The 18,423-nt window shown below is 35.7% G+C and carries 13 protein-coding genes; 9 read left to right on the top strand and 4 right to left on the bottom strand.

Features of this window, described 5'->3' with window-relative positions:
* Positions 1-3 precede the first annotated feature (3 nt).
* The 4 genes from QHT84_RS12230 (at position 4) to QHT84_RS12215 (ending at position 7,924) form a co-directional block, all read left to right on the top strand.
* Complete coding sequence (locus QHT84_RS12230) at positions 4-1,791, top strand: DUF262 domain-containing protein (protein ID WP_283239849.1); 1,788 nt, start codon at positions 4-6, stop codon at positions 1,789-1,791.
* Positions 1,781-3,943 carry a DUF262 domain-containing protein gene (locus QHT84_RS12225; RefSeq protein WP_283239848.1) on the top strand — a complete coding sequence of 721 codons (2,163 nt, stop codon included), beginning with the start codon at positions 1,781-1,783 and terminating at the stop codon, positions 3,941-3,943. The genes QHT84_RS12230 and QHT84_RS12225 overlap by 11 nt, the downstream gene beginning before the upstream one ends.
* 89 nt (positions 3,944-4,032) lie before the next feature.
* Positions 4,033-7,488 (top strand): DEAD/DEAH box helicase family protein, encoded by a 3,456-nt coding sequence (locus QHT84_RS12220; protein WP_283239847.1) that lies wholly within the window; start codon positions 4,033-4,035, stop codon positions 7,486-7,488.
* Positions 7,489-7,570: 82 nt separating this feature from the next.
* Positions 7,571-7,924, top strand: coding sequence for an HIRAN domain-containing protein (locus QHT84_RS12215; protein ID WP_283239846.1), 354 nt, complete (start codon positions 7,571-7,573; stop codon positions 7,922-7,924).
* Between the two features lie 627 nt (positions 7,925-8,551).
* On the opposite strand, the gene QHT84_RS12210 is transcribed toward QHT84_RS12215, so the two are convergent.
* From QHT84_RS12210 to QHT84_RS12195, 4 genes are all read right to left on the bottom strand, one after another.
* Entirely contained in the window at positions 8,552-9,403 is an 852-nt protein-coding gene (locus QHT84_RS12210; RefSeq protein ID WP_283239845.1) for a nucleotidyl transferase AbiEii/AbiGii toxin family protein, read from the bottom strand.
* The gene (locus tag QHT84_RS12205; protein WP_283239844.1) at positions 9,400-10,038 is read right to left on the bottom strand and encodes a type IV toxin-antitoxin system AbiEi family antitoxin domain-containing protein; all 639 of its coding nucleotides are present in this window, start codon (positions 10,036-10,038) and stop codon (positions 9,400-9,402) included. The genes QHT84_RS12210 and QHT84_RS12205 overlap by 4 nt, the downstream gene beginning before the upstream one ends.
* Positions 10,039-10,530: 492 nt before the next feature.
* The gene (locus tag QHT84_RS12200) at positions 10,531-13,530 is read right to left on the bottom strand and encodes a DEAD/DEAH box helicase (protein WP_283239843.1); all 3,000 of its coding nucleotides are present in this window, start codon (positions 13,528-13,530) and stop codon (positions 10,531-10,533) included.
* Between the two features lie 215 nt (positions 13,531-13,745).
* Entirely contained in the window at positions 13,746-14,210 is a 465-nt protein-coding gene (locus QHT84_RS12195) for a matrixin family metalloprotease (RefSeq protein WP_283239842.1), read from the bottom strand.
* A gap of 721 nt (positions 14,211-14,931) precedes the next feature.
* On the opposite strand from QHT84_RS12195, the gene QHT84_RS12190 reads away from it, so the two are divergent.
* Genes QHT84_RS12190 through QHT84_RS12170 form a run of 5 tightly spaced genes read left to right on the top strand, consistent with a single transcriptional unit; the run spans position 14,932 to position 18,377 of the window.
* The gene (locus QHT84_RS12190; RefSeq protein WP_283239841.1) at positions 14,932-16,575 is read left to right on the top strand and encodes a serine hydrolase domain-containing protein; all 1,644 of its coding nucleotides are present in this window, start codon (positions 14,932-14,934) and stop codon (positions 16,573-16,575) included.
* The gene (locus tag QHT84_RS12185; RefSeq protein WP_283239840.1) at positions 16,572-17,015 is read left to right on the top strand and encodes an SRPBCC domain-containing protein; all 444 of its coding nucleotides are present in this window, start codon (positions 16,572-16,574) and stop codon (positions 17,013-17,015) included. Before QHT84_RS12190 ends, QHT84_RS12185 begins: the two co-directional genes overlap by 4 nt.
* Positions 16,990-17,415 carry an NUDIX hydrolase gene (locus tag QHT84_RS12180; RefSeq protein WP_283239839.1) on the top strand — a complete coding sequence of 142 codons (426 nt, stop codon included), beginning with the start codon at positions 16,990-16,992 and terminating at the stop codon, positions 17,413-17,415. The genes QHT84_RS12185 and QHT84_RS12180 overlap by 26 nt, the downstream gene beginning before the upstream one ends.
* A gap of 33 nt (positions 17,416-17,448) precedes the next feature.
* Complete coding sequence (locus QHT84_RS12175) at positions 17,449-17,790, top strand: acyltransferase family protein (protein ID WP_283239838.1); 342 nt, start codon at positions 17,449-17,451, stop codon at positions 17,788-17,790.
* A gap of 29 nt (positions 17,791-17,819) precedes the next feature.
* Positions 17,820-18,377: a helix-turn-helix domain-containing protein gene (locus tag QHT84_RS12170; RefSeq protein ID WP_283239837.1), complete on the top strand. Its 558-nt coding sequence runs from the start codon at positions 17,820-17,822 to the stop codon at positions 18,375-18,377.
* Positions 18,378-18,423 lie beyond the last annotated feature (46 nt).

The raw sequence follows: 18,423 nt of genomic DNA, 5'->3' as shown, positions 1-18,423 counted from the left end.
TTAATGAATAATAATATTACATTAAAGGCTATAGGTGAAAAGGATTTTTTAAACAATCACTTTTTTATCCCTTACTATCAAAGAGGCTATCGCTGGACGGATAAGGAGATAACCGATTTACTCAATGACATTTATGAGTTTCAAAACAAACGCGGCAAAGAGGAAGGCGAATTTTATTGCCTACAACCTATAGTGGTTATTAATAAAAATGGTATTTGGGAAGTGATTGACGGACAGCAACGATTAACTACCATTTTTATCCTATTGACCTATCTGAAAGATGCGAGGGAAATAAATTTCAGTTCTAGTAATTTATATACTATTGAATATGAGACTCGAGAAAAAGAAGGGGTCAGCAGCAAACAGTTCTTAAATAACTTGCATAACATCACAGCTATTGATAAGACTAATGCTGATTTTTACCACATGAGTTGGGCCTATATAACTATCAAAAATTGGTTTATAGAAAATCAGATTAATAAAGGTAAGTTTTTGAGCACTTTGCTCGATACAAATAAGCAAAATGATGTAGACCTTGAAAATAACATCCGGTTTATTTGGTATGAAGTTACTGAAGAAACAGACAATCCTATAGAGATTTTCACGCGTCTTAATATGGGTAAAATTCCACTAACCAATGCTGAGTTGGTTAAAGCTCTATTTTTTATTACGGATAAAAATCATGATAACAAAAAAAGGTATCAACTCCAAATGGGTTTTGAATGGGACCAAATGGAAAATGCTTTACAAAACAAAAACTTTTGGCGTTTTTTAACGACAAAGCCTTTTAAAGGTTCAAATCATATTGAATTAATATTTGATATTATTGCTGAAAAATATGCCCATTTAACCTCAATAGACCTAAAACATAAAAATGATAAACTCTACACCTTTTATGTTTTCAACGATTTAATCCAATCCAAATTAGTTCCTCAAAATGAAGTCAATTCATCCGAAAAAACAAAAGCGTTTCTTTGGGACGAAATCAAAAGTTATTACCGACAGTTTATTGATTTTTACAACGATAATGTGTACTACCATTTAATAGGTTATCTTATTAATTCAAACCAAAGTAATTTTACTATAGCTGAAATTGTAAACTTGGCAAAGAATAATACAAAAGATGATTTTAAAACAGTACTTCAAAATAAAATAGCTTCTCAATTTAAAACTGAGTTAAACGAATTATCCTATCTTGAAAGTTATGAGGAAACAAATAATGCGTTGTTTCTCTTTAATGTACTTACAACCATGGAAAGTAATTACATAAAATTTCCGTTTGAAAAATTTACTGAAGAAAATTGGAGCCTTGAACACATACATGCTCAAAATTCGGAAGATTTAAAAACCGATACCCAGAGAAGATTGGTACTGGAAGAACAGAAAAAATACTTTGAAAACAGAAACGTTGAGCTTTACAATAAAATAGATGAATTATTGGAAACAAAAACAATAAATGAGTTTCATTTTTCAGACCTTCAAAACTTAATCTTCAATGAGTATACCAACGGAAGTGTTGAACACTCCATTCAAAACATGGCTTTATTAAGCAGAACCGACAACTCGTCATTGAATAACAGCATCTTCCCTATTAAAAAAGACAAAATAAAAGAACTGGATGAAAAAGGATCCTTTATACCAATAGGTACCAAAAATGTATTCTTGAAATATTATTCAAAAAATTCGGAACAAAACGTACAATGGAACATTGAAGACCAGGAAGCGTATTTCAATGCACTACAAAGTACCTTAAAGGATTATTTACCAAAAGCACAAAATAATGAAAACTAATTTTTGGAGAATTGTTGAGCAGACTAAAATAGAAATACCAATAATCCAAAGGGATTATGCTCAAGGAAGGGCTGAAGAAAACAGAATTGCCCGAAATTTTATAGGTAAAATTAAAAGCAAACTACTACTGCAGGAAAAACTGAATCTTGATTTTGTTTATGGCAAAACCGAAAATAAGGAATTGATTCCGTTAGATGGGCAACAAAGATTAACCACCTTATTTTTGTTGCACTGGTACATAGCAACTAAAGAAGGACAAATGACCGAAGAAGTAAAACAAACACTTTCTAATTTCAGCTATGAAACCAGACCCAGTTCTCAAGATTTTTGTAAAAAGTTGGTTTTGGAAGGGGTGTCAAAAATAAAAAACGATCAGCTTTTAAGTAAGTGTATCGAAAACGAAAAATGGTTTTCCTTATCTTGGAAGTCTGATCCAACGATAAAGGCAATTCTCAACATGCTGAATATCATCCAGGAGGCATTTTCCGATTTAGAGGAACCGCTGTTTGACAAACTCATAAGTGATGACAGTTTGATTACTTTCAATTATTTACCGCTAGACAAATTCAAATTAACAGATGAACTGTATATAAAAATGAATTCCAGAGGAAAACCGTTAACAGAGTTTGAAAACTTCAAAGCTAATTTTTCAAGTTTCCTCAAAGAAACCGAAAAATCAAAACTCGATAATGAATGGTATGATATTTTTTGGAAGTTAGAAACCGGAAAAGACAAACTTGAAATTAAAAATATTGATGAGCAGTTTTATAATTTCTTCTCCAATATAACGCTTAATCTATATGTAGAAAAAAAGGACATAGACAAGGGCTTCATAGATGGTTATTATCTTTTTAATCAATATGAAGAAGTTTATAAAGATTTTGATAAATCGGTAGAACAGATTAAATCGATATTAGATGCTTTGCAAGCTTATCCAGATGAATCAGGTTATTTTAAGGATTTTATAAAATCAACATCGATTACCTATTGGGAAAGAGTTAGGTTTTATGCCGTAACTAAATTTTTTATCAAAATAGGCGAAATTAATCAAGCTAACAAACCAGTATATGATAATTGGATTCGGGTTTGCCGTAATTTAATTAATAACACTTTGATTCAAAGTCCGGTTGAGTTTTATGCTGCAATAAGAGCAATAAATCAATTGAGTGAGGGTTTGGAGGATATTCACAATTACATCATTACTAGTGATATACTTTCAGGCCTCATAACAGCCCAACAGGAAGAAGAAAAAATAAAGGCTAACTTAATTTTAACTTCAGAAGATTGGGAAAAACAAATTAAGACAATTGAAAACCATCATTATTTTGACGGACAGATAGGTTTTATTTTAAACTTCTCAAAAGAAAACAATGACTACATACTTAACTCATTTACTAATTATTCCATTCTTTTAAATGAACTTTTTTTAGAATTTAAATCAAGTCGAACCTTTTTGTTTCAAAGAGCATTACTGACCGAAGGATATTATTTGATTGACATAAGTAACAGTAAAACATTTTGCAATTTTGAAACCGGACTTCGAGCAAAAATGGATAATTGGAGAAAAGTCTTTAATGACGAAAAGAAAAGTATTGTTTTAAAAAGTATGTTGGATAAACTACATTATGAATCTTTAGAAAGTGATTTAAATGCTTTAATTGCTAATTATACCGAAAACGATTGGAAAGGACTATTCATAAAAAACAAACTTATTTTACCTCATTGCTGTAACTTTCAGATTAAAAAAAATGGTGATAAAATATACCTTTCTCGAAGCAATGCAGGAAATTGGAAAAGAAAGGCTGAATTATACACTTATGACTTATTTACAACAAAACTTTTCGGGAAATCAATATACCCTTTCACTCGTTCAGATTATTATGAAACAATAGACGAACCATGTGCTTTTATTGACAACTGGTATTATGGCGATAATAGCTTTGCAATTGATATTTTCTTTAACAAAGGTTTTGTTTTAAGTTTTTTTGACAGGAAGGAAAATAAAATACCTGCAATAATAGTTGATACTTTGGAGCAGTCACAATTTGTAAAAGAGGATAACCGTTATAATTTAGTTACAGATTTATATCATAAAGAAGAAGTTTTCGAAATTTTAATATCAGTTTGTAATAAGTTAGAGTCTGTATTATAAATTTACATGTCTATCAAAAAGTCAAAAGAAAAGCCAATTGCTGACAGTTATCAAATAAAATATTATTTTAGTAGCATTAACTGACATCTATGCCAAGTAACTTTATCTTCCTTAAAGCAGAATTTCCTGAAATTTACAGGGAAATAACCGAGGCCGAAAAGCACACTTTCACAGCCCCTCGCTATGCTGCTTTATTGTGCAGGAGTACTTTGGAGAAAACCATTTTTTGGTTGTATCAAAATGATGATGATCTTGAATTACCTTACGACACCAAACTAGGGGCTTTACTTCACAATGACAGTTTTAAAGCCATTTTAAAACCCAGTATGTTGGTGGAAATGGATGTGGTTAGATTGTATGGAAACAATGCAGCACATGGTAAAAATGTGCGGCAGTTAGAAGCCCTGCAATCCTTAAAAAACACCTTTCGATTTCTCTCTTGGTTAAGTAAATACTACAGCGAGAAAAATCCTGAAATACCCGCTTTCTCGGAAAGTTATATTCCTTACGGAGATACTAAAGACAAAAGTCAGAAGCAACTACAAGAATTAGCTTCCTCTATTGAAAAAGAAAGAGAAGAAGCCAAAAAGCTGGAAAAAAAACAATTGCTTTTAGCCGAAGAAAACGAACTACTAAAGAAACAACTTGAGGCACAAAAACAAATTATTGCTGAGCGAAAAGAATTCCGCCGCCAAGAGTTTACTTATGAGCAAGCCGTTCCGGAGCTTACCTCAGAACATCAAACTCGAAAAGTACTAATTGATTTATTACTCAAAGAAGCCGGATGGGACAACCTCAGAGAAGGCAAAGAAATTGAGTATGAAGTTACCGGAATGCCTTTAAGTACCAATCCTACAGGTATGGGCTATGTAGACTATGTATTGTGGGATGATAATGGTAAACCCTTGGCTGTAGTTGAAGCCAAAAGTACCCTACATGATGCCCGAAAAGGAAAACATCAGGCTACATTATATGCCGACTGCTTGGAAAAAATGACCGGACAACGTCCTGTAATTTTTTACACTAATGGTTTTCAAACCCATCTTTGGGATGACCAATTTTATCCTGACCGATTAGTTCAAGGTTTTTATACCAAAGAGGAATTACAAGTACTGATAAGACGCCGTTATGAACGCCTGGATTTAAGAAATTTTGTAGTTAATACTGCTATAATTGAGAGAGATTACCAACTAGAAGCGGTAAAACGCGTAGCAGAAGCACTCGTTACCACCCAAAACAATACCCTGAGAGGAAAACATAGAAAAGCACTGCTGGTAATGGCTACAGGCAGTGGTAAAACCCGAACAGCTGCGGCTATAGTAGATATGTTTACTAAATGCAATTGGGCTAAAAGAATTTTGTTTTTGGCAGACCGAAATGCTTTGGTAACCCAAGCTAAAAATGCCTTCAAGGAGCACTTGCCTAATCTATCGGCTATAGATTTAACCAAAGAAAAGGAAGATGTGGGTACACGAGTTGTCTTTTCCACCTACCCCACTATATTGAATAAAATTGATTCTTTAAAAAATGAAGAAGAACGTTTTTATGGGATTGGTCATTTTGACGTTATAATAATAGACGAAGCCCATCGCTCAGTCTATCAAAAATATCAGGCTATATTTGATTATTTTGACTCCATCTTGATAGGACTAACAGCCACACCAAAAAAAGATATCGATAAAAACACTTACAGCTTATTTGAAATTGAAGACGATGTGCCCACCTTTGCTTATGAGCTTGACAGAGCGGTAGCCGAAAAACATTTGGTTCCCCCAAAAGCTTATAAAGTTCCGGTAAAATTTCCGCGCAAAGGGGTTAAATATGCTGAACTAAGCGAACGTGATAAAAGAAGGTATGAAGAACTCTTTGGGGTACCGGGAGATGAAAAAGATACCGGCATAACCGAGATATCGAAAACACAAGTCAATAGCTTTCTTTTTAACAACGACACTGTTGACACCGTATTAGATTACCTGATGCGCTATGGTCAACGTGTGGAAAGTGGTGATAAGTTAGGGAAAACTATCATTTTTGCCAAGAACCATACCCATGCTGTATTTATAGAAGAACGTTTCAATAAAAACTACCCTGAATATGGAGGAGGTTTTCTTCGTGTAATAGACAACTACGAGGACAAAGCACAAGATTTATTAGAAAAGTTCTGTTTCTTCAAAGGTGATGATAAGGATCCTCAGATTGCTGTTTCGGTTGATATGATGGACACCGGCGTAGATGCCCCAAGAGTCTTAAACTTGATTTTTTTCAAAGAAGTGAAGTCTTATGCCAAATATTGGCAGATGATTGGTCGAGGTACCCGAAAATGTCCTGATATTTTTGGAAAAGGACAAGACAAAGAATTCTTTCTGATATTTGACATTTGCGGCAACTTTGAATTTTTTGAAGAATTTCCCAACGGCTATGAGGGTAACACATCAAAGCCCCTATCGCAACAACTGTTTGAGGGTCAATTGGAAATTATTACCACGATACAAAACAATCAGGAAGTTAACGAATCAGATGAAAACCTGGCCAAAGCCTATACCGACAAGCTACACCTAAAAATAGCTGCACTAGACCATAGTAGGTTTGAAGTAAAAAAACATCTGGAGTATGTTATCAAATATAGTAAAAGGGAAAACTGGAATAGTCTAAATCAATCGGACATACTGGACATTCAAACCCATTTATCCCATCTTGTAGCTTACACTGATGATAAAGATGAATTTGCCAAACAATTTGATCGATTAATTTATCAGTTGCAACTGGCTATTTTAAAGCAAGCCAAAAAGCAGGTGACTCTTATTCAAAATATAACAAACATTGGAGAACTTCTTTTTACAAAAAGAAATATTCCGGCTGTTGGGCAACATCTTGAAATAATTACTAAAATCAAAACATCAGACTACTGGGAAACAATATCTTTAGAAAAACTTGAATCCTTGAGGGAAGAATTAAGGAGTTTGATACAGTTTCTAAAAGACGATAATAAAGTTGCTCCTATTTATTCTGATTTTGATGATGAATTGATAGAGGCAAATGTAAAGGAAGCTGATGTAATGGGTAGTTATACAAAACTACAAAGTTATAAGGACCGGGTAGAATCTTTTATCCGTAAAAACAGAACTCATTTGGTTATTGACAAACTATATAAAAATATACCTATTACGCCGGGAGAGTTAGAACAGTTGGAACAGTTTTTAATGCAAGAAGCCGAAAGCAAAGAGCGTTTGTTTACTGAGTATGATGAACAGCCATTAGGTATGTTTGTTCGAAAGATTTTAGGATTAGATATTGAAGCAGCCCATCAACATTTTGCAACATTCATACAAGAAGAAAATCTGAATGCTAACCAAATTACGTTTGTAAAGACGATTATAGATTACCTCAATAAAAACGGCATCTTAGATAAAAAGATGCTAACTCAGAGTCCGTTTAATGCTCAAAATGACAATGGTATCTTTGGTGTTTTTCAAGATGAAGAAGACAAACTTATTAAGGTAATCCAATTGGTTGAAAAATTAAATCAAAATGCATTAATAGGCTAATTATTTTTTTTTTGCAAAACACCTGTGTACTTATTTTGCACAGTCCGTTCTGAATTTTGTTGTGTTAATTAAAACTACTAAAATGACACTTCAAACAGAACAAGAAAAAAAGAGTAGACCTGAGAAAGAGCATCTTTGTCATTTTGACATTGCCGGGTTTACTTATTATGATGGACCGGAAGCCTTTGAAAAACTGAAAATTGGAACTATTCTTCAATTAAAAATCGACACTGATAATAAATTTGATGCTCGAGCCGTTGCAATTTACTTTAATGAATTCAAGTTAGGTTTCATTCCACGTAATGAGAACAGAATAATTTTTAAATTATTAAAAGTAAAATTCACAGGTTTAGAAACAAGAATTCAGCGAATTGACCCTTGTGCTCATCCGGAAAATCAGGTTGGTGTTATTGTTCATTTGAAATCAACGATTTAACAAAGAGGTTCAGGGTAAACTCAGCTAAGTCTAACAATATACACTAGATTGTGAGTTGCTTTGTTAAGGCACTTAGGTACTGAAAGTCTTAGTTTTGTTTTGTGGTTAATTAGGTCCCTTGATTTTTTGGTATGCTCAGGATGATAGGTGTAATTGATTTGTAATTGACTCACAAAGAAGCTAAGGTTGCGGGTGCCCTTCGACCCTTTCCTTCCCTTCCCTTCCCTTCCCTTCGGCAAGCTCAGGGTAAACTCAGCTCAGGGTAAACTCAGCTCAGGGTAAACTCAGCTCAGGGTAAACTAGGCTTAGTTATTCGACCCTTCGACTGCGCTCAGGGCAGGCTCAGCTCAGCCCTTCGACAAGCTCAGGGTGACAATGGAGTTGACGATTGGGTTTTGTGGTTAGTGAGGGTAATTTTTACTTTCGAAAATAAAACGAAGGCCGTTTTATTGAAAATTTACTTTCGATTGTGTTTAGCATATTTTATATGGATGCAAAAAGTCATTCTTTATAGTACTTAAACAATCAAAAAAGCAACACTATTGCATATTGTAATACGCACTATTTTACAATACCGCTTTGCTTTTCGACTTTGTATGCTGTTTATATAAACTTAATATACTATTCTTATTGAATTTTTAGGTGTTGTGAAAGGTCATGAAAATACTTTGGTGACCAAATATCTAAAATGGAAACGTCTTTAATAAATCGCGACGCATCAGCTTTGACATAGTTAAAATTCACCATGTCAATTTTAGCCGACAGTAGTTCTCTGAATTCTGCTTCACTTATTGTTTCCTTAACCCAGTCTTTGCTGTCCTGCGCCCGTAATAAAAAATGATTGAGATCAAGCGGAGTACCTTTCTTAATATACCATTCCATATCATACCAGTCACGTCCCTTAACATTATTTTTCCATTTTCGGAACAATAATGCATGCATCTTACCTGCAAAAAGGTCCGGCAGCACGAAGCACTTTACGTAGAATGAAAAAGGTTTTAGCAATAGTTTCTCTTCAGTGGCAAATCCCAATGGCGGCTCTCTGTCGACTTCAATTTTAATTTTAACATTGGCAATATGGTCAATACCGTTTTGTGGTATAATCCCCTCCAAAATAAGCTCACGCCAAATGGTTTGTGATTTTAAGAAAGCCGAATTGATATTACTTTCTACCGCTTTTTGCTTTTCTGAAACGCTTACCTGCATGCCAAGTGCTGCAAATTCAGTAACAATACCCTCTTGGTATTTTTGGAGAGAAAAATTAGAGTCGGGTACCAATAATGAAAAATCAAGGTCTTCAGAAAAGCGATCCAGTCCGTAAAATATTCTTAGAGCCGTTCCTCCATAAAAGGCAGCTTTTTCAAAAAAACCGGCTCGGTAAAGCCCAGCCAGCGCAATTTCCTGCATAATCTCACGCAGGGCATGTACTGCCTCTTCCTTATTTTGAGGGTTATAACTGTTTAGCCATTCTTTAATCATAATTTGTGTATTGTTTTTATTAGTATTTCGAGGCTGTCTTTCTTAGGTGCATGCGGTAACCATGTGGTCATGGCGGTGGTATCAAAATTTTTCAGATCAGATAATTCTATTCTTAAATCCTCCGTAAGGTAATTCTTTGTGCTACTCATACTGCGTAGTATGATACCCGGTGTTGTGGCAATCTTGTCAGCTAGTGCTTTTTCAGGAGTTGCCATTATTACCTGCTGGTTGGTATTTACTATAGCTGTCTCCAATCCAAAGGAATAATAAGGCAAAGGAAGTGAGGTATAGGTATAAAGCCCCAAAGGGGTTCTGAACGATTTAGAGGACTTAGTAGTCATAGATGTTATGCCATAAACGCGTTCCGGTATTAGTCCGTAGTGCATCAGTGCTGCTTCCATAGACACATAACTGGGGCCGTAGAGGTGGTTCGCGATTAAAGTCCGCTCAGGTCTTGCAATATTTGTGGCACTGCCGGCTATGTAAAAACCACGTTTAACGGATTGCAGTATGCCTTCATCCTTCAACATCTTTATTTTATCATTAGGTCGACTGTATTCCTTTAATAAAGCTACCAGCATCTGATGCGTAATCAGTTGCCCTCGGTATTCTGATAATTGTTGCTTAATATCCATGCCCACTATAATTAATTATGTAAAATTATCATCTAATAATCGAAATATATCCGATTATGTATTCTCAAAAATACATATTTATTTTAATTTATGCAAAAATAAATACAGATAATCTAAAAAAATCCGATTGTATGGTTTATTTTTTACATATTATACTGATAATTGTATTTCGTGCTGGGTCTAACCGTCGAGACTTCTTATTCCTTCCCTTCCCTTCCCTTCGGCAGGCTCAGGGTAAACTCGCTCAGGGTAAACTCGCTCAGGGTAAACTCGGCTCAGGGTAAACTCGCTCAGGGTAAACTCGGTTCAGAGCAGGCTCAGCTCAGCCCTTCGACAAGCTCAGGGTGACAGTAGAGTTATTGATTGGGTTTGGTGGTAGAGAGGCCCTTCGACCCTTCGACTGCGCTCAGTGCAGGCTCAGCTCAGCCCTTAGACAAGCTCAGGGTGACAATAGTGTGAAAAATTGAGCTAAAGTTAAACTTTATGTCATTGCTAAACCATAACATCATAATTATCAAAAAGTGTTCTTTGGTACACATCCCCATTAAACTTATTGATCAATTCCCTTATAAATTCATAATGCTTAACGTATTGATTAGGTATTAAAAGTATTTCCAAGTTTTTACTACGAACTAAATTCATTTTTACAGTATCGGATTTCATAGTCTTTTTATTGTGGTAATGCTCTGCGCCGTTGATTTCAAAGATGACTCTGGGCTCATTGTTTTCAAAAAGAACGCCATCAAACTCTTTTTTGTTTACTAACGGATTGTCACGCTCTTCCTGAAATACTTCAACAACTTTTACATTTCTTCGGAATCGGGTTTCTTTTAACGAGCAGTAATGTTGCATGGTTTTATAGAACTCATCTTCGAACTTGGAATTGTTTGAAAATCCAATGGTCAGCTTATTGACTTCACTTTGGGCGATTTCAGTAGTGCCATTATGATAGGCATAAGCAATCAAGGCATATAAATCGTCGTCTTTTTGGGATAAGGTTTTTATAGCGTCAAAGTCGGTTACTACAATTAAATTTTCTTTGGCTCTGGTGACACCAACGTTTAATAGTTCGCTGTTGTTTTTAATCCAATCATAGGTTTTGGGTGAAGTTTTGGTAGACAAGGCTGTGGAGATGATGATGGTTTTGTTTTCTTGTCCTTGCACTTTGTGTATGGTTCCACAACTTACAGCATTGTCGATGGCTCCTGCTTTTTTGGCTTCATTCAAATAATGATTGATAACTTCTTCCTGATTCCTGAAGGGCGTTAAAATAAAAACATCGGATAAGTAGTTGTCTTTAATGTACTCTACAATAGCCATCGCCTCCTCCAATTGTCCATTCTTATTTTTTTGATTGGCATTGGTTACCGCGAGTAACTTTACATTACCATCCGTTCCCACCGCTTTTAAGTTTAATCGTTTATCGTAAAAACGTTTGTTGGAATAATCAATAATTTTCTTCCCGCAACGGTAATGGTAACTCAAGAGAATTTCTCGCGAAATGGTATCTATTTTTTTATAGGCAGAAAGTATGGAGTTGTTGTAATAATCATACTCGTCACTGATTTGAAACTGGTTCATTAGCTTTATATTCTTCTCTTTGTCAAAAACAATAATAGGCTTTAACTGGTTGGTATCACCAATCAAGACCATGTTTTTACATTTGGAGATGGGAATCAAACTGGTGGGGATTTCGCATTGCCCGGCTTCATCCATGGTCAACAAATCAAACTTAAAGCGTTGTCCTAACCGTCGGCAAGAAATATTAGTAGTGAGAATAATAGGGAATACTTTGGTGAACTTTTCCAGGTTTTTATCATTACTCATCCAAGTATTGAACTCTTTTACTTGCTCGCTCTCATCCAGAATATTTACTATTTCAATTAGTTCCAGGTACTCTTTCCCTTTTAATCGTTTGATGTATTTTAAGGACTCGAAATAAAAAAACTGTAGTAATTTATAATTGTCCTTAATGATTTCGAAGATACCTTTTACATCCTCATCAGTGGTTATCGGTATCGAATTGATTTTGTTAACTAGTTTGTCCCGCTCCTGCTCCAATAACCAGTACTTACCTTTGGAAAGCAATCCTTCAATAAACCCTAAATTTTGTTCTAAATCGGCCCGTTCTTCGTAATGCTGTAATTTAAGTAGCAATTGTTTGTTTTTCTCTCGGGAGTTTTCCTTTAGACTGTGTAAAAGCGCTTCTTTTGGTACATCGTTGGTTTTGTATTCATACAATTTTTTAATGGTCTTTAGGGCTTCTAGGGTGCATTGTCTGTTCCCTAAGCGAATAAAAGGCACTAAAATCTCTTTATTGTTATACGTTCCCAAATTCAATTTTTCCTTAATCCCATCAATAGGAATATTGTTATTGGAAGAGATGAGCACGGTTTTGTTATTGGTCAGACAGTTTACCACTATATTTAAAATGGTTTGTGTTTTTCCGGTACCCGGTGGTCCCTGCACATAGGTTACGGGATATTTCAAAGAATTATAAATGGTTCGCAACTGATCGATATTCACATTATTGTCATACAAAACAATATGAGGTTCTGCTCTGTTTTTACGGTCTAATAGTGAGGAATTTTTAAAAAATGCTTTTAACGGAATTTCCATTGTTTGATTTTCGTGTTCGGCATTTATGCCTTCAAAAATGGGCGCTAAATCAATTTTGGAATAGCCTAATACCACAATTTCGGGTCTGGTATTGGGTTGTTCACCTAATTTGAAATTATCCGATAATAGATTTATAAGCTCGGTCTTGTCTTTTATATACTCTTCTTCAAAATCAGAAGGACTGAAATCGGTATAATAAGACAAGGAATGTTTGACGTCTTTAATGTAAAAATTGGGATTGAACTGGGGAGCTTTCCCTATCAGCATCGTTTTCTTAACCGGGTCGTAAGTCAGTTCGCGATAGGCCACAACAAACTTGCCTCTGGAGTCTAGATCAATAGAAAACTCACTTAGGGCGAGTTTATAATCATAATACTTGTTGTAATCGTTATGGTATATTTCTTTGATTATTTGTTTTTGTTGCTCATTTGATAGTTGGTAAGGGTTTTGTTCCTGAAGCTCTTGCAAATCAATTTCAGGTATCAAATGTGTTTTGTGAAGAAATGGGTCGTTATTGGCTTTATGACATTCTAAATAATAATTCAATATATTATTGTTGTATCTGTCAAATTCATAAACTTCTAAACTCTCATCTTCTTCTAATTTTTGAATTAACGTAGGTGGCACATCGTAATGGGAAAACTTGAGTATTTCAGCGGATTGGATGCCGGAAATTGAAATAGTCTTTTTGAATAATGGCTCGTCTTTCATGACATTGAACATGTCAACCACTATCTTATCATTGCCTGTTATATCTAAGACGGAAATCCAAAAATGGTTAACCTTTTCTTCTTTATTTTTATAGGTTATGCTTAGGTATTTACCTCCCCTTATGGCTTCTCCAATGGCAACTGTAATATTCTTATGGTTCATGTCAATACGTTTGCTATACCTTTTGGATATAGAGACAATTTATTAAGTATTATCAAATATAGTAAGTTTACCTATTATTTTAGCTAGGAATTGAAAAACGGAAAAACTCAATTCTAGACCATAAATGTCCGCAATGTGGTAGTGATTTGATATGGAGAAAGGGTAAATTCGGAGATTTTTTTGGGGTGTCACTCATATTCTAAATGTAAATTTATTCATCTCAACTTCGCCCTACACGCCTCACAAAACCACACTTTCTCCAAATCTACTTGCTTGATGGTGCCTTGAGCGGCTTGCATCATGCAGTGTTTGTTGAGGGTGCAATGCGGTAAGCCTAAGTTGTGCCCTATTTCGTGCAGGGCTACTTTTTCTAAGCGCTCCAACATTTTGGCGCGACTTACATGCCGCTGCAATCGAAAGGTAGATACCACACAGGTTGTCCCCGGGCGATAGTCCAACCCAAAAATACCGTATTCAGGTTGGGTGGCGCTCTTGCGGTGCGCGATGTCTTGGGTGGTAACCAGCAACAGGTTTTGCCGGCTGTTATATTTAAGGAGTATTTTGCTCGCTTCGTAACGGGTTTGGCTGGCGGCCAGCAGATTTGGCGTTAAAGGAACGGCAGGTTTGACCACACATTGATACCCATAAAAACTATGAACCGATTGTTGGAGAAAAGTCAAATATTCCGGGGGCACGTTACCTAAAGGCTGTATATAGATTACCTTTTGAGGATGAGGTTGAGGTTGAGGATGAGATTGAGGTTGAGGATAAGGATGAGGTTTTGCCAAAATGGAAACGGTAAGCACAGTGGCAACCACTAATAAAAATAGCGCGAACAGGAGTTGTTTTCTTGTAACCCTCATAAAGGTGTGTTTGCCCCTAACCCACACAAACTATGCCGTTGTTGGGGTGAAACCCGCGTCAGTTCGAGTAGCATGTAGGGCGTACTTCTCGATACGAATTATAGCTACAAAAATTGGCATTTTTGTAGCTATAAATCACTCGAAGTGACGCTGCTGTTCGTTTAAAAAAGTGAAGGACGTCAGTTCGACCCTTCGATATATTTTGGCTTCGCCAAAATACTCAGGGAAACGTTGTTCACTGTAGCCGTCAGTTCGAGTGATTTTCACGAAGTGAAAATTGTATCGAGAACCTGTCAGTTCGAGTGATTTTCACGAAGTGAAAATTGTATCGAGAACCCATTAAAAGCAAACTTAAATGCAGGCCCTATCTGTGTAAGCGCTTGTTGCCTCATTTTTGATTATATAAAATGATAAACCGTTTAAAAACAGCAGTTCGTCATTAAAACAGCTTAGTTGGTGTAAAACTTTTTCGGATTATGAAATGGTAAAATAATTTTGCCTCGTAAACCTTCAGTAACAACTTATTACATTGGTAATCATGATAAAAAAGTTTCTAAAAAAAGCCCTGTTAGTGGGTATCGTAATTGTTCACAGTCCCGTAAAAAGTCAAGCTAAGTATGATGTATACGATAATATAGCAAAGGAAGTCTTTCAAAACAACCCACCCGGTGGTGTCGTTTTAATAGCTGAGAAAGGAAAAATAACGTATGAAAAAGCATTTGGGTTAGCCCAAATAGAGCTCAATGTTCCCATGAAAACCGATATGGTATTTGAAATCGGGTCAATCACAAAACAATTTACCGCTGTAGCCCTATTACAACTGGTAGAACAGCATAAAATTCAGCTTAACGATCCCATAATAAAATATTTTCCCGATTTTCCTAATCATTGTAAAGACATCACTATTCATCACCTGTTAAACCATACCTCGGGATTAAATAACTTCACCAGTGAAGACAGTTGGTCTGATGTATGGCGATTGGATTTACCACTATCAAAAACAATCGACCTTTTTATCAATAAACCTCTGGCGTTTCAACCGGGAGAAAAATTTAGCTATTGCAACTCCGGCTATATAATATTGGGTGCCCTAATTGAAAAGATTTCCGGTGAGTCTTATGCAAACTATCTTCAAAAAAATATTTTTGATCCCCTGGAAATGAAAGACACCTATTTTGGGAGCAGAAGCAAACTAATCAAAAACAGGGCTCATGGGTATCAAAAAAACAAAGAGTATATCAATGCAGAGTATGTTACATTTTCACAAACCCATGCGGCCGGAGCTCTAATGAGTACAACGCATGACCTGCTTAAATGGTATACCGCACTATACAACCACAAAGTAATTACACCAAAATCCCTCGCATTAGCAACCACTAATTACAAAACCAATACAGGGGAACCCACCTATTACGGATACGGATGGTTTATTAATGAAATTAACGGGCTTCAGACGGTAGAGCATGGAGGCGGAATATTTGGTTTCCTTACCTATGCCATGTACCTGCCAACAGAAGGTATTTTAATTATAGTGCTCACCAATTATGACCTTTACAATCCGGAAGCTCTTACCGTTAAATTAGCGGCTTTGGCTACCAACCAATACCAAAAAGCAATACAACCCATAAAGCTTAGCCCAAAAAAAGGAAGAAGTTGGGTAGGCAACTATGAGTTTGAAGACGGCATCACCAGAAGCATCCTTTTGGAGAACAACATACTTTACAGTCAAATACCGGGGAGAGATAAAATTGCTTTAATTCCGGTTTCCGACAACGAATTTTATTTTGAAGGAATAGCAGAAGCTAAAATAGAATTCAGCACCGAAAAAACTATGGTAAAAGCTTTGCTGAAAAATCGGATGGTGACCAAAACAGGATGGAAAAAAACAAAAAAAGACCAAACCAAAACGATAACACTGAACGAAGAGCAGCTACAAAGATTGGTCGGAGAATACAAAATTCCGCCATCACTTACCTTTACACTGACTGCAATAAACAAAAGTTTAATTGTAAACTTCCCGGGGCAATCGGCCTTAGAATTATGGGCCAGCGATGAAACCCATTTTTTTAATAAAACAGTCGGAGTTGAGTTTATATTTGATAAAAATGAAAACAACAATGTGACTGCAGTAACAATAGTACAAAATGGTCAAAAAATAATAGCTAAAAAGAGCATTTTATGAAATCAATTAAAACACACTGCATTATAAATGCCCCAATAGAAAAAGTTTGGGACACTTTGATGGATTTTGAAAGCCATTCGAAATGGAATCCTTTCATCAAAGAAATTAACGGTAAACCCGAAGTAGGGACAACGCTCACCGTAACCATAACAACACCTGATGGAAAAAAAATGACATTCAAACCCGTTGTGCTATCCCACATCCCCTATAACGAATTTCGTTGGAAAGGAAAGCTTGGGATAAGAGGAATCTTTGATGGTGAACACTATTTTAATCTGGAACGTATTGACCAAAACACTACTGCAATTCACCAAGGAGAACACTTTAGCGGTGTCTTAGTAGGGTTTTTGGCCGGGGTACTTAACCAAACAAAAATAGGATTTGAAAGAATGAATAAAGCTTTAAAAATAGAAAGTGAAAGCAGACACACCCAATCATAACGGTCTTAAAACACTGCGAACTTCAGGTTTAGTCGTAATCAAAAACAATAAAGTATTACTAACCTTTAGTAAAAATAAAAAAGCCTGGTACTTACCGGGCGGTAAAATTGAGTTGAACGAGACCGCTGTTGAGGCGCTAATCAGGGAGAGTAAGGAAGAGTTAAACTTAACCCTCCAACCAAGTGAACTGCACTTTTTAACAACCATCAAAGCAAGGGCTTTTGGCGAAGAAAATGTCATAATGATACAAGATTGTTTTATGCATAATTTGCAGCAACCCATACAACCCTTGGCAGAAATAGCAGCAATAAAATATTTTGACTACCACGCTTACCGCAAAGAACCCCAACAAGTAGAAGGCGTTATTAAAATTATGGAATGGCTGAAATTGTTAAAGTAAATTCACTAATTTTAGAATTAAAGTAGTCGCATTATGGAAAACAAAGCGCGCATCAACTACATTGACAACAACAAAATAGCCATTACCTTTTTGGTGGTGGCGCATCATGCCGGACAAGCCTATGGAAACACCGGCGGGGTATGGCTCTTGGAAGATTCCCCTAAATTGGAGTGGTTGTCCTCGTTCTTTTTTATCAATGCCGCTTATATGATGGGGTTTTTCTTTTTTGTCTCCGGTTACTTCATGTATTTTTCCGTATCTCGAAAAAGTACGGCCGTATTTCTTAAAGACCGATTCCGTCGCTTAGGCATCATATCAGCGGCGGGACTGACATATTTCTTAAAGAAAAACAGAACCATAAATACAATTGTATAACGAAATAAAAAAAATTAGAGCTTATTGTTATGAAATATTATATTAAAAACATGGTATGCCAACGATGCGTCATGGCGGTGGAGAATATTGTAAAAGAACTGGATATCAATTACTATAGTATTACTCTAGGGGAAATCTCTTCCGAGCCCATTGTTGAAAAGAAATTAAATGAATTGTCTGCCAAACTAAATGCCATCGGATTCGAGTTGATGGATGACAAGAAGAAACAATTAATTGAAAAAATTAAAAGTTTAATTATTTCTTACGTTCATTTTGATCCGGAACTTCAAAAATTTACCATGTCCGATTATCTGAGTCGCGAATTACCTTACGAATACAACTACATCAGTAATGTTTTCTCAGAGGTAGAGGGAACGACTATTGAAAAATATGTAATTACACAAAAAATTGAAAAAGTAAAAGAACTTATCGTGTATGATGAGTTATCACTGCAACAAATTGCCGATCAATTGGGCTACAGTAGTGTTGCCTATTTGAGTAATCAATTCAAAAAAGTTACCGGGTTGACCCCCTCGCATTTTAAGAAGATCAGAGAGAGCAAAAGAAAACCTTTAGACCATCTGTAAAAGTTACAACTTTAACCGCAAAAAAGTGTAATCCATTATTTCTCAT

It is taken from the genome of Flavobacterium sedimenticola (assembly GCF_030053345.1).
Classification (GTDB): Bacteria; Bacteroidota; Bacteroidia; order Flavobacteriales; family Flavobacteriaceae; genus Flavobacterium; species Flavobacterium sedimenticola.
Note: the sequence above shows the minus strand (reverse complement) of the source record. Positions and strands in the feature narration are given on the sequence as shown.

Excerpts from the sequence above, each read along its gene's own strand:
- QHT84_RS12230 (WP_283239849.1), top strand. The coding sequence starts at position 4 with ATGAATAATAATATTACATTAAAGGCTATAGGTGAAAAGGATTTTTTA.
- QHT84_RS12225 (WP_283239848.1), top strand. The coding sequence starts at position 1,781 with ATGAAAACTAATTTTTGGAGAATTGTTGAGCAGACTAAAATAGAAATA.
- QHT84_RS12220 (WP_283239847.1), top strand. The coding sequence starts at position 4,033 with ATGCCAAGTAACTTTATCTTCCTTAAAGCAGAATTTCCTGAAATTTAC.
- QHT84_RS12215 (WP_283239846.1), top strand. The coding sequence starts at position 7,571 with ATGACACTTCAAACAGAACAAGAAAAAAAGAGTAGACCTGAGAAAGAG.
- QHT84_RS12210 (WP_283239845.1), bottom strand. The coding sequence starts at position 9,403 with ATGATTAAAGAATGGCTAAACAGTTATAACCCTCAAAATAAGGAAGAG.
- QHT84_RS12205 (WP_283239844.1), bottom strand. The coding sequence starts at position 10,038 with ATGGATATTAAGCAACAATTATCAGAATACCGAGGGCAACTGATTACG.
- QHT84_RS12200 (WP_283239843.1), bottom strand. The coding sequence starts at position 13,530 with ATGAACCATAAGAATATTACAGTTGCCATTGGAGAAGCCATAAGGGGA.
- QHT84_RS12190 (WP_283239841.1), top strand. The coding sequence starts at position 14,932 with ATGATAAAAAAGTTTCTAAAAAAAGCCCTGTTAGTGGGTATCGTAATT.
- QHT84_RS12185 (WP_283239840.1), top strand. The coding sequence starts at position 16,572 with ATGAAATCAATTAAAACACACTGCATTATAAATGCCCCAATAGAAAAA.
- QHT84_RS12175 (WP_283239838.1), top strand. The coding sequence starts at position 17,449 with ATGGAAAACAAAGCGCGCATCAACTACATTGACAACAACAAAATAGCC.
- QHT84_RS12170 (WP_283239837.1), top strand. The coding sequence starts at position 17,820 with ATGAAATATTATATTAAAAACATGGTATGCCAACGATGCGTCATGGCG.